The following is a 12,117-nucleotide window of genomic DNA, read 5'->3' as shown; positions in this document are numbered from 1 at the left end:
CATAACCCTGCCGGTGAACTATGAGGAAAACAACACGTCAGAGGTAAAGGAGCATTCAATCAAGCGACATGGCGGGAACATGAGGAATCACTACAACTTCGAAGACGGCAGGGATACCCCATACATCATCCAGTTTGTAGAAACTGCAAAAGGATATGAAGTTACAACACTGACAGGCAAGCCAGTTGGCTTACTCATGACGGATCAGGGCGGCAAGTGGCTCTTCAGCCCCGATGGTTCGGAAAACCTGAGCCATCCCATGCTGACAAGCATTGCAGGTAAATTGCAGGAACTGAACAGCGGGACGGGAAGCCAGTAATAATAAGTTCTTTAAAAGCAGGCGATGTTCATTATCGCCTGCTCTTATGGCAATTACTGAACCGACTCAGCCGTCGCTTCCTGCTGGGCCTGTTGCATCGCCTGCGCATAAAGCGCGTCAAAGTTGACCGGCGCCAGCATCAGGGCTGGGAAGCTGCCACGGTTGACCATGTTGTCCACGGTTTCACGGGCATAGGGGAACAGGACGTTCGGGCAGAAAGCACCCAGGGTGTGGTGCAACTGGGCGGCATCCAGGTTACGGATCAGGAAGATACCGGCCTGCTCCACTTCCACCATGAAGGCGGTCTCTTCGCCATTGGTCACAGTCACGGTCAGTGACAGTACCACTTCGTACAGGCCTTCTTCTTCCAGCGCTGTATTGGTGGTGTTGAGATCCAGCTTCACTTCCGGCTGCCACTGGGACTTGAACACCCGGGGAGACTTGGGCGACTCAAAGGAAAGGTCCTTGATATAAATGCGCTGCAGGGCAAATTGCGGCTGCTGTTCCTGGCTTTGCTGATTCTCGGCCATGATGGTTTCCTTCTTGTAAAACCGGTTCTCTGTTTAAACGATGCTTGCCTGCCAGTGCAGGCCATCTCGTCACGTTGATTACGGCTGGGCGGCCAGCAGGGCATCCAGTTTGTCGGCGGCTTCGAGGGCATAGAGGTCATCACACCCCCCGACATGGGTGTCGCCGATCCAGATCTGCGGCACCGAGGTGCGCCCGGCCCGTTCGGCCATTTCCTGCCTGACTGCCGGCTGACCATCCACGCTGATCTTCCGGTAGTTCACCCCTTTGCTGTCCAGAAGCGCCAGCGCACGCTGACAGAATGGACAGTAATCAGAACTGTAAATAATGACGTCTTGCATGGTTTTCTTATATGACCAACGTGTTATCAGGCCTTGACCAGCGGCAGGTTTTCACCCTGCCAGGTGCCGAGGCCGCCCTTGAGACGTTTAACATTGGTGAAGCCTGCATCCATCAGCTGCTTGCCTGCAGCACCGGCATGCTGGCCCATGGTGTCGACGACCACGACCGGCCGTTCCTTGTACTTGTCCAGCTCAGACAAACGCTCTTTCAGCTTGGCGGCAGGAATGTTGATGGAATCAACAATGTGCCCTTTGCTGAAATCTTTCTTTTCACGGACATCCAGCACCAGACCGTCGTCCCGGTTGATCAGCTGGGTCAGTTCCTGGGTGGTGATGGTCTGACCGCCCTTGCGCATCTCGGTGATCGTCAGCAGCACCAGCAGGACGACAAACAGGCCCACCAGCACCGGGTGGTTAACGGCAAATTCAATGAACTGTTCCATGGAAACTTTTATTCACGTACTCATCAAGAAAGCCGCAAGTATACAGGCTGGAGAAAGTTTTTCATCTGCTCTGATGGCCTGTTATGTCCGGTGAGTTACCTACCCTGCCAGTGCTTCTCCCAAAGGCTCCAGCAACAACGCCGCCCAATTCCCGCAATCGTGCACAACCGTCGTTTTCCAACCGGCAGCCTTCCCCCAAATCCGGTACTGTTGAATGGTGACAGGAAAGTCTGATGTAGAGACATGTTCGTACACCAGGTCGGCCATTTCCCGGGTAAAACCCTCAAAACCTGAATAGTGCGCAATCACATCGTGGATGAACCCCTGCAGATCCTGACCCGGCGTCAAAAAGTGATCCACCAGCACCAGGCACCCGTTATCAGCCAGACGATGACGACTCAGTATAAGGAAGCGCTGCTTGTCCTGATCAGACAGATGATGCACCGAAAAACTGGCCAAAATGATATCTGTCAGGCCAGCATGTCGCTGCAACCCCTGAAGCAAATCCATGCATTGCAAGGAAACGTCACATTCCTCGGCCTTCAGATTCTCCTGCGCACTGCTTAGCATGCCTTCACACAAATCAATGCCAGTATAAGTCCCAAGCCCATAATCCCTGACAAGCTGCAGTGCCATGGAGGCATCACCACACCCTAAATCCAGAAGCCGACAAGGATGATGCGCAAGCCTGCCAGCCAGAAGCGGCCTGAGTCGAGCAATGAAATCCTGATGAAACATCATATTCTGGCGGACCAGCAGTGCATAAAGCGCCTGGCTTGTCCTGAAAAAACGAATAGCCTGATCATCTTCCGGACTGATTACGCTGTTCAATCACCACTCCTGCAGAACATACAACGGATTCAACCGTACAAAGATAGTCAACGTCGGCTCTTTCACACTGGAAAACAGCCTGTTCAACCCTATGCCCTGCCACACTGACAGAATGCGCCATGACAAATTGCACGATTAACCGGTAAAATCGCCCGCAATTTTGCTCTACCGGATACCTATTGACATGACCGCCAAGCGAAAGACCACAGCCCTGATCATCCTCGACGGCTGGGGCCATCGGGAAGAAACCGATTCCAACGCCATCCTGGCCGCCCACACCCCAGTGCTGGACCGCCTGCGCCAGACCTACCCGCATACCCTGGTGTCCGGTTCCGGCGGTGATGTCGGCCTGCCGGACGGGCAGATGGGCAACAGCGAGGTCGGTCACATGAACCTGGGGGCCGGTCGCGTCGTCTACCAGGACCTGACCCGCATCGACAAAGCCATCAAAGATGGTGAGTTCGAAAAGAAGCCGGTTCTGGCAGATGTCGTTGGTCGCGCCGTTGCCAATGACAAGGCCGTGCACATCATGGGCCTCCTGTCACCCGGCGGGGTTCATTCCCATGAAGACCAGATTTTCGCCATGGTCGACATGGCGGCCAAACGCGGCGCCAAAGCCGTCTATCTGCATGCCTTCCTGGATGGTCGTGATACACCGCCCCGCAGCGCCGAAGCATCACTGGCCAAAGCTGACGAACAACTAAAGCGCCTGGGCGTTGGCCGTGTCGCCAGCCTGATCGGTCGCTACTATGCCATGGATCGGGACAACCGCTGGGATCGCGTGCTCTGCGCCTATGACCTGCTGACTGCGGGTAAAGCAGTATACACTGCAGAAACTGCTGTTGCGGGCCTTCAGGCTGCCTACGACCGTGATGAAAACGACGAGTTCGTCAAAGCCACCACCATTGTTCCCACAGGTTCAGAACCGGCCGTTATCACCGATGGCGACGCCGTTATTTTCATGAATTTCCGTGCTGACCGTGCACGGGAAATCACCCGTGCTTTTGTGGATGCGTCGTTTGACGGTTTTGTCCGCGAACAGCATCCGGCACTGGCCGGCTTCGTCATGCTGACCCAGTATGCGGCCTCTATTAATACGCCCTGTGCCTTCCCGCCGGAAACCCTGACAAACACCCTGGGTGAGTACATGGCCAGCCTGGGCAAAACCCAGCTACGCATCGCCGAGACTGAAAAGTACGCCCACGTAACATTCTTCTTCAGTGGCGGACGTGAAGAACCCTACGAGGGCGAAACGCGTACCCTGGTGCAGTCACCTAATGTCGCCACCTACGACCTGCAACCGGAAATGAGCGCGCCGGAAGTCACCGACAAACTGGTCGACGCGATCAACAGTGGCGAATACGACCTGATCATCTGCAATTACGCCAACGGTGACATGGTGGGCCACACCGGTGTGTTTGATGCTGCCGTCAAAGCAGTGGAATGTGTGGACAGCTGCATCGGCCGCGTGGTTGAAGCCCTGGAGCACTGTGGCGGCCAGTGCCTGATAACTGCGGACCATGGCAATGCCGAACAAATGGCCGACCCGTCCACCGGTCAGGCCCATACCGCTCACACCTGCGAGCTGGTACCGCTGATTTATGTCGGCCCCCGCAACCTAACACTGGTCGAAGGCGGTGTCCTTTCCGATCTCGCGCCCACCCTGCTGGCCCTGATGGGTGACGAACAACCGAAAGAAATGACCGGCCACAACCTGGCCCAATTCGCCTGACAGCCCCGGGGGCGCTACGCCGCCCCCACCGGCTTCCACTCCGGGACTTGCCAAACACTTCCCTTGAGCCAACCGATTGATCAGGCATAATTGACCTCTGTTACAGCCGCTGTTGAATCCATGAAAAAACTGACAATCCCGGTCATGCTGGCCCTGGCGCTATGCAGCCTCTCCCTTACCCTGCCAGCACGTGCAGATGCTCCGGCCGAGGACAAGTCCCGGCAACTGGAAGCGGTCAAGGCCGACATCAAGAAACTGGAAAAAACCCTCAAGGGTATCCGGAAGGAACGTTCGTCGCTGGAGCGTTCCCTGCAGACCAATGAAAAAGCCATTGGCGACCTGCACCGGGAAATCCGCACCCTTGAACAGCGTCTCCGGGAGGGGCGCGCCGAACTAAAAAAGTTCAGTAGCCAGCGCCAGGATTTAATGAAGGAAAAGGATGCAGGCCTCCAGGCGCTGACTGTCTCATTGCGTTCCGCTTATGTGGCGGGTCAGGATTCACCGCTCAAGCTGCTCTTGAACCAGGAAGACCCCAGTGCCGTTACCCGGCTGCTGACCTACCAGCGCTACTTTTCTGACGCCCAACAGGCGGTGGTTGATGACCTGCGCAACACCATTGACCGGTTAGCAGCCACCGAAGCCTCGCTGACAGCAACGAACCAGAAACTGGAAGACAACCACAATCAACTGGCTAACCGCCGTGATCACCTGACCACCAGCAACCGGGAACGTCAGCAGTTACTGGCCAAATTGAAGCGGGAAGAAACCAGTAAAGGTCAGCGACTGAACAAGCTGGAACAGCAACAAAAAGAACTGGAGCAGTTGGTTGCCGCCATTCTCGACATGGAAGCTTCGGCCAGCTTTGACCGCCCCTTCACCGAGGCTCGCGGCAAACTATCCTGGCCGGTAAAAGGTCGCGTCAAACACCGCTTTGGTCAAAACCGGGCAGACAGCACCATTCCCTGGAACGGGTTGTTTATCGAAGTCGCACAGGGCACCACCGTCAAAGCGCCATGGCACGGGCAAGTCATCTTTGCCGACTGGCTCAAAGGATTCGGCCTGCTGGTCATTCTGAACCACGGCAACAATTACATGACGCTGTACGCCCATAACCAGGCCTTGTTGCGTAATGTCGGCGAGTGGGTATCTGCCGGTGATGACATTGCCGAAACCGGCGCCACTGGTGGCAATAACGATACGGGACTGTATTTCGAACTGCGTAAAAACGGCAAACCTATCAACCCGTCACCATGGCTGGTTCGCTAAGCCAGACGACAGATTATTTCGACGGACTAGTCCCGTTTCCTGATAACGCTATACTTTTTTTATTGCCGATTGCTCATAGCGTGAAAACAGCGGCTACAAACGACAGAAAACCGCTGTTACACCCCATGGAATCGGCCAGACAGATGCCACCCAGCCCGGGCGACCACGTTTCCAGGGTAACAATAAAGTAAGCAGGAGCTTTTGATGACAGCCAGACGCCTAATGCCCGCCCTGAGAACAGGCAGTCTTGTGCTGGCCCTGATGGTCAGCGCCCACTCTGCCAACCTTCTGGCTGAAGAACCGGCACAACCTGCGCAGGATACAGCACCTGCCACCACGGTCGAGGCGGAGCAGCCCCAGGCAGCGAAAGGCAAGTTGCCACTCGATGAGCTGCGTATTTTCACCGAGGTCATGCACCGCATCAAAACCTCTTACGTGGAAGACATTGACGACAAAACCCTGCTGGACCATGCCATCAAGGGCATGCTGGAAGGTCTGGACCCGCACTCCACCTACCTGGAACCGAGTGATTTCAAGAATCTTGAAGAAAGTACGTCCGGCGAGTTTGGCGGCCTCGGGATTGAAGTCAGCCTGGACGATGGCCTGATCAAGGTCGTCGCCCCGATTGATGACACCCCTGCCCAGCGCGCGGGCGTTGAAGCCGGTGACCTGATCATCAAGCTGGATGACAAGGCAGTCAAAGGCATGTCCCTGAAAGACGCCATCGACATGATGCGCGGCAAACCCGGCGAAGCGATCAAATTGACCATCATCCGGGAAGGCGGCAACAAACCGCTCGAACTGACCGTGGTACGCGACATCATCAAGGTACTCAGCGTCCGCCAGCGCGTGCTGGAGCCCGGCTATGGCTACATTCGCCTCAGCCAGTTCCAGATGGACAGCGGCAAGGAAGTGCTCAAGGCCATCGACAAGCTGAAAGCCGAACAGGACGATAAGCCGCTGAAAGGCCTGGTACTCGACCTCCGCAATAACCCCGGCGGCGTACTGCAGGCTGCCGTGGAAGTGGCCGATGCGTTTCTGTCTGATGGCCTGATCGTCTACACCAAGGGACGGATGGGCAATACCGACATGAGCTACAGCGCCAACCCGGATGATCCCTCCAACGGCATTCCCCTGGTGGTTCTGATTAACAGCGGTTCAGCCTCAGCGTCGGAAATTGTGGCCGGCGCCCTTCAGGATCATCACCGTGCCGTGTTGCTGGGCACCCGCTCCTTCGGTAAAGGTTCTGTTCAAACCGTGCTGCCACTGAGCACGGACGAAGAGCGCGGCCTCAAACTGACGACGGCGCTCTATTACACGCCGAATGGCCGCTCGATCCAGGCTGAAGGCATCAAGCCGGATATTCAGGTTGACCTGGCACAGGTGACGCACAACCGCAATGAGAACGCTGGCTACCGTGAGGCCGACCTCCAGGGCCATCTGGAAAATGGCAACGACAAAAAAGGTAAACAGAAAGGTAAAAAAGCGGACGCCAAACAAGAAAAGCCGCTGGACGAAAGAGACTACCAGCTCAGCCAGGCTCTCAATATTCTGAAGGGGATGCATATCAGCGGTCTGAAATCCGGGCAAAGCGGCACGACGCTGATCACACCGACCTCACAGGCTTCTGCAGATACGGCCGAACAAACCCAAGCCCAGTAACCCTGAGCGATCGCAGCTCCAAGGCTAAGACAACGGCGGATAATGACAGCAATTATCCGCCGTTTTTGTTTACCGTAGTTCAAAGGCTCAAAGGTTGAGCCGCCATAACAGTAAACAGAACATTCCGCTCAAACACAGAACGATGTCAGGCTGATCAACAGGGGTGAACAGATGGACAAACCGTACAACCTGAAAAAGTACAACAACAAGCCTTTGTCGGGTGGTTGATCATCGCTGCCGGTTTCGCCGTCCAACTGTTACTGGAAGCCTTCTGTGGGGTGAGAGCCGACCGGATATGGCCGGTTACCTCATCGGCATTTCCTTTGTGATCGGGGGAATTCCCCTGGATTGACCTGGCATTTCTGATCATTCCCGGCCTGCTCTTCTTCGTTGCCTGGCATTTACGGCAGTAGACGAACACATAAACGGATATCCTGTTTACGCATCCGCGCTTTAACACTGCAGTCGTCCAATCGCTTCTGATACCCTTGCCTCAAAATTTGATAGCGCAGGCACCTTTATTTCCATGGCTACACCCTCCCCCTTAAAGACTTTATGTGTTTATTGCGGCGCCAACCCCGGTCGAAACCCCTTATTCGCTGAGCAGGCACTGGAACTGGCAGACCGAATGGTCGAACGCGGGATCACCCTGGTTTACGGCGGCAGCAAAGTAGGATTGATGGGCAAAATCGCAGACAGGGTATTGGCCAACGGCGGCGAAGTGATTGGCGTAACGACCCAACACCTGATGAGCCATGAAGTCGCCCATACCGGCCTGACCACCCTGCATGTCGTCGACACCATGCATGAGCGGAAAGCCAAAATGCTGGAACTGTCGTCTGCCGTGGTGGCGCTGCCCGGTGGTTTCGGTACGCTGGATGAACTGTTTGAAGCGCTGACACTGGCACAGCTTCGCCGCTATCAGGCGCCTTGTGGCTTGTTAAACACAGACCATTTCTACGACCAGCTGATCATCTTTCTGCAACACGCTGAACAACAGGGACTGTTGGCGACTCAAAATCTTGCCCTGTTACAGGTAGCACAAACCCCGGAAACATTGCTCGACAGGCTTGAGCTGTGCGCCCGGGCGCCTGTCGATGACAACATCTATTTTGTGACGAACTGAGATTCATTCAGGTAGCGATCAAGATCCACCCGGGTTGAACCATCCCCAAGGGCATCACGGATAGCGGACAGCATGTCGAATACCATCGGACAGGCATGGCCACTGTTTTCCATGGGGCTGGTGTACTGAGGATCATCCAGGTCCTCTTCCTTGAGAATGGTATGAATATGCTTCGGGAGGTTGTAGTAAACATCCTTGCGCATGGAGAACTGCTTGTGATGGGTTTCCCCGTTCATGTGGTTGTTTTTATGATCCACCTCGACATCAACAAACACGTAGTCGCCACCTCTTCCCTTGACGACACGGCAGTCGATATCCATTTCTGCAACAATCCTGGCATCGGAGATTCTGGAAATCACCGCATGCCGGTGTATGACACTCTTTGCCATAACTGCCTCCCGGCTTAGCGATTATTGGTATGAGAAGCTAAGTGATTAAGACATCTCATGCTTCGACATAAAAAAGTCTAGCTGTTCCAAAATCGGCCTTTTCGAACCATTTGATATATACAGTCCCTGCGACATAACGGCTTTTTGACATGCCGGGTTGTTATTGTTGCCGGTATCGCATAGCCTCAGGGTTTTGACCACGGCAGGACAGGCATGGCACCGGCAAAGCCACTGATTATCTACATCCACGGGTTTAACAGCTCCCCCGCATCGCACAAGGCCCAGACCCTCCTGAACTATATCCAGACCCACGACCTGCCCTGCGACATCTGGATTCCCGAGCTGCCGGTCTGGCCCGGAGAAGCTGCCCGGATGTTGCTGCAACGGGCTCTGGAAGCCGGGATCTGTCGGCCGGTTCACATCATCGGCAGCTCGCTGGGTGGGTATTTTGGCACCTGGCTGATGGAAAGCATCCTTGATCACTGCCCTGACTGCCCGGTCAAACTGGTATTGATCAACCCCGCCATACGCCCCTACGACCTGTTTGAAGATTACCTCGGCCCCCAGACAAACTATTATTCCGGCGTCGAGTATGAGCTGACACAGGCACATGTGGACCAGCTCCGCCACCTGGAAATCGAAACCCTGAGCCGTCCGGATAATATCCTGCTGCTGGTACAGACGGGTGATGAGACCCTGGATTACCAAAAGGCCGTTACCCGCTATGCGGAATGCCCGGCGCGGATTGATGAGGGCGGCAGCCATGCCTTTGACGGGTTTGAAGCCACAATCCCGGTGATTCTGCAATTCCTCAGTGCAAGCTACATGGCGGCGGTCAGTCTGTCGGGTTGACGATCACCGCCTGATGATCACAAAGCAAAGGTAATACCCTGCCAAAAAGAGAGTGTTTTGCTTTGCTGTGAGTCATTCTGCATACGGGGATCACGATGACTGGACATTGCCGGAAGCCCCTCCACAAGCTGTGACTCAGCCTTCGGTCACAAGCCTCCCAAGACAATTAAAAAACACTGCAATAACAATCAGTACACGACAAATTCCACTTAATTGTTAGGGGACCATAGAACCATATAAGTAAATATGCTTACATAGGCCCGCAAAAGCTGAACATAAGTACAATAAAGAGCTATTGAGGCCCCTGCTCCCCTGGCGTGTAGTCCGCCAGATTAACCTTCGGGCGGTAGCGTGGGTGTGGTTTGAAATGCATCTACGGGACTATGGACACCCCGTCCTCCCTTGTTAAGGACATGTGTGTAAATCATCGTTGTATTCACATTGGCGTGGCCGAGTAGTTCCTGCACCGTCCGGATATCGTAACCGCCCTCGAGCAGATGGGTGGCGAAGCTGTGTCGGAATGTATGGCAACTGCCGTGTTTATGGATGCCAGCCTTGTGAATCGCCTGCCTGACGGCTTTCTGAATATTCCTTGTCTGAATAGGATGACGGCCACGGTGACCTGATACCGGATCCACACTTAATCGTTGACTGGCAAACACATACTGCCAGGACAGCGATTTTCCGGCATTCGGGTATTTTCTCGCCAGCGCACCGGGCAAATGCACAAACTCGATACCTGACGCTAATGCATCTTCATGTAGCTTACGTGAGCGCTCAATATGCGCCTGTAACAGAGGAATCGCTTTTTGAGGCAGGAGTGTAATACGGTCTTTTCCACCCTTGCCTTCCCGAACAGTGATTTCGTTTCGGCCAAAATCAATATCCTTGACTCGCAATCGAAGCGTTTCGATTAGTCGGAGCCCGGCACCGTACATCAGGAGAACAGCGAGCAAAGGCGTTCCCTGCAAATGGGCAATGATACTGGCAGCTTCCTGCCGGAAAAAACAACGGGGAGACGTTTATGGCGTTTGGCCGGTAACCAGTCATCAATGACCAGGTCTTCCCGATTCAGCACCTTTTTATATAAAAAGACCAGTGCGCTTAACGCCTGCTGTTGCGTATTGACCACAACATGCCGTTTCATAACCAGATAGGTTAAGAAACGCGAGATTTCAGCACTCCCCATCGTTGCGGGATGACGCATTCGGTTAAAACGAATGAAATGCCGAATCCAACTCCAGTAAGCACGTTCGGTTTGCAGGGAATAATGTCCGGTCCGCATTGCGAGCCTGAACTGTTCTTGTAGCCGCATGACATCCACTTATACGTTGAGGCGGCAGAAAATTTAGTTCGCCTATGCATGATTTTCAATAATTTAATAATCTATTGATTTTATTGTTTAAAAATACAAATAAAAAAGCACGATACTTATTCGAACTTGATAAAAAATGAGCAAAGGCGAACCTGATGATAAATAGAGCATTACCCTTTCATCAAAGCAACACATTGATAAATATATCTTTTTATAAAAGACATAAGATAAATAGATAGTATGTTATGCGAACTTGGTTCGTATAAACCTCTGTTACACGTACAATTCCTATCAGCAAAATCTATGAATAAAGCAGCCGCTATCCTACAACTATCCATAACTTTGCCATTTCTTCTAATGTCTATATTTGGTCCCATATTGTGTGACTTAAGAATGGTAATTGCTGGTCCACTTGGGTTATGGACGTTGTTTTTGAATAGTTATTTTGCTAAAAGAGCTAACGACGCAAGGTATTATGGTTTCTTCTCTTTATTCGGAACGTTAGGCGCAAGTAATTATTACTTTAACTTTTAACATCTTATACAATCGGCATAATTTAATTTCGCATAAACCTATTTTATATAGTGGCACTTTAAATTATTAAACTAGCCCAGTGAATTCGCCCACGTGTAACAACACGTTGTTATTCGCCCCTTCGGGGCTGGGACCTTCGCAACTTCGCTGCTCGGCCCCAAAACTTATCGTTATGTTTTTTTAGAGAAATTTATGAGTGAACTACTAGCAATTATTGAAGTTGACAAAGAGAAAAAAATACTTTGCTGTTCACCGGACTGCAAAAGGAGTGTGTACAAAAAGATTCATGTAGTTCGTAATGAAGGCAAAATACAGGTGTTAGGTGAAAAATGTTACAACGGTATTTTTGGCTCAAAATTAAAAAACAACTCGAAATATACAGGACATAACGCAAGAAAACTTACAGATGAAGAACGTCAGCTTTTAATTGAAAACACAGAATTATTAATTAAGATTCTAGAAGAAGAGCATCGTAAAACCAAAGGTATCCCTGTAACCTTACCATATAAAACCAACGAAAAAGAAAAAGAAAAAGAAAAAGAAAAAGAAAAAGAAAAAGAAAAAGAAAAAGAAAAAGAAATTTATAAGCCAAAATATAAAAGCAGATTAGATTATTCTGAAAACCCTATAGCAAGAGAAGTCAAATGTCTTTATTGTGGTAAAAGCATGATAAGTAAATATAGTTTCACACCTGCAGCCGGCTTCAAATGCGAAACATGCAAGGCAACTAATGCAAGCCTCCCAACTAAGGCTAAATTCCGCACATAAACCCGCTGTGG

General features: G+C 52.3%; 14 protein-coding genes. 7 read left to right on the top strand and 7 right to left on the bottom strand.

Annotated elements, in window-relative coordinates; translation table 11 throughout:
* Positions 1 to 79 precede the first annotated feature (79 nt).
* Positions 80 to 319 carry a hypothetical protein gene (locus tag AC27K1_RS07265; protein ID WP_487149442.1) on the top strand — a complete coding sequence of 80 codons (240 nt, stop codon included), beginning with the start codon at positions 80 to 82 and terminating at the stop codon, positions 317 to 319.
* Between the two features lie 53 nt (positions 320 to 372).
* Here AC27K1_RS07265 and secB read toward each other — a convergent pair whose 3' ends face one another.
* The 4 genes from secB to AC27K1_RS07245 form a co-directional block, all read right to left on the bottom strand.
* Positions 373 to 849 (bottom strand): protein-export chaperone SecB, encoded by a 477-nt coding sequence (gene secB, locus AC27K1_RS07260; RefSeq protein ID WP_487149441.1) that lies wholly within the window; start codon positions 847 to 849, stop codon positions 373 to 375.
* Between the two features lie 78 nt (positions 850 to 927).
* On the bottom strand, positions 928 to 1,188 hold the full coding sequence (gene grxC, locus AC27K1_RS07255) for a glutaredoxin 3 (protein WP_487149439.1): 261 nt from the start codon (positions 1,186 to 1,188) through the stop codon (positions 928 to 930).
* Between the two features lie 26 nt (positions 1,189 to 1,214).
* Positions 1,215 to 1,631, bottom strand: coding sequence for a rhodanese-like domain-containing protein (locus tag AC27K1_RS07250; protein ID WP_487149438.1), 417 nt, complete (start codon positions 1,629 to 1,631; stop codon positions 1,215 to 1,217).
* 99 nt (positions 1,632 to 1,730) lie between these two features.
* Complete coding sequence (locus AC27K1_RS07245; protein WP_487149436.1) at positions 1,731 to 2,462, bottom strand: class I SAM-dependent methyltransferase; 732 nt, start codon at positions 2,460 to 2,462, stop codon at positions 1,731 to 1,733.
* 184 nt (positions 2,463 to 2,646) lie between these two features.
* Here AC27K1_RS07245 and gpmM point away from each other — a divergent pair, with 184 nt between their 5' ends.
* From gpmM to AC27K1_RS07225, 4 genes are all read left to right on the top strand, one after another.
* Positions 2,647 to 4,194: a 2,3-bisphosphoglycerate-independent phosphoglycerate mutase gene (gene gpmM, locus AC27K1_RS07240; RefSeq protein ID WP_487149435.1), complete on the top strand. Its 1,548-nt coding sequence runs from the start codon at positions 2,647 to 2,649 to the stop codon at positions 4,192 to 4,194.
* A gap of 120 nt (positions 4,195 to 4,314) precedes the next feature.
* Positions 4,315 to 5,460: a murein hydrolase activator EnvC family protein gene (locus tag AC27K1_RS07235; RefSeq protein ID WP_487149434.1), complete on the top strand. Its 1,146-nt coding sequence runs from the start codon at positions 4,315 to 4,317 to the stop codon at positions 5,458 to 5,460.
* 204 nt (positions 5,461 to 5,664) lie between these two features.
* Complete coding sequence (locus AC27K1_RS07230; protein WP_487149433.1) at positions 5,665 to 7,122, top strand: S41 family peptidase; 1,458 nt, start codon at positions 5,665 to 5,667, stop codon at positions 7,120 to 7,122.
* A gap of 526 nt (positions 7,123 to 7,648) precedes the next feature.
* Complete coding sequence (locus AC27K1_RS07225) at positions 7,649 to 8,248, top strand: LOG family protein (protein WP_487149432.1); 600 nt, start codon at positions 7,649 to 7,651, stop codon at positions 8,246 to 8,248.
* Here AC27K1_RS07225 and AC27K1_RS07220 read toward each other — a convergent pair.
* Entirely contained in the window at positions 8,230 to 8,637 is a 408-nt protein-coding gene (locus AC27K1_RS07220; protein ID WP_487149431.1) for a hypothetical protein, read from the bottom strand. The two genes, AC27K1_RS07225 and AC27K1_RS07220, sit on opposite strands and share 19 nt — an antisense overlap.
* Positions 8,638 to 8,850: 213 nt before the next feature.
* Between AC27K1_RS07220 and AC27K1_RS07215 the strand changes: the two genes are divergently transcribed.
* Complete coding sequence (locus AC27K1_RS07215; protein ID WP_487149430.1) at positions 8,851 to 9,489, top strand: YqiA/YcfP family alpha/beta fold hydrolase; 639 nt, start codon at positions 8,851 to 8,853, stop codon at positions 9,487 to 9,489.
* Between the two features lie 332 nt (positions 9,490 to 9,821).
* On the opposite strand, the gene AC27K1_RS07210 is transcribed toward AC27K1_RS07215, so the two are convergent.
* Together AC27K1_RS07210 and AC27K1_RS07205 are read right to left on the bottom strand one after the other, a co-directional pair.
* Positions 9,822 to 10,445, bottom strand: a complete 624-nt coding sequence (locus tag AC27K1_RS07210; RefSeq protein ID WP_487149428.1) for an integron integrase — start codon at positions 10,443 to 10,445, stop codon at positions 9,822 to 9,824.
* On the bottom strand, positions 10,427 to 10,804 hold the full coding sequence (locus tag AC27K1_RS07205; protein WP_487149427.1) for a phage integrase N-terminal SAM-like domain-containing protein: 378 nt from the start codon (positions 10,802 to 10,804) through the stop codon (positions 10,427 to 10,429). The genes AC27K1_RS07210 and AC27K1_RS07205 overlap by 19 nt, the downstream gene beginning before the upstream one ends.
* Positions 10,805 to 11,530: 726 nt before the next feature.
* Here AC27K1_RS07205 and AC27K1_RS07200 point away from each other — a divergent pair.
* Positions 11,531 to 12,106, top strand: coding sequence for a hypothetical protein (locus AC27K1_RS07200; protein WP_487149426.1), 576 nt, complete (start codon positions 11,531 to 11,533; stop codon positions 12,104 to 12,106).
* Positions 12,107 to 12,117 lie beyond the last annotated feature (11 nt).

The sequence above is a fragment of the Kistimonas ophiarachnellae genome, assembly GCF_057552235.1.
Note: the sequence above shows the minus strand (reverse complement) of the source record. Positions and strands in the feature narration are given on the sequence as shown.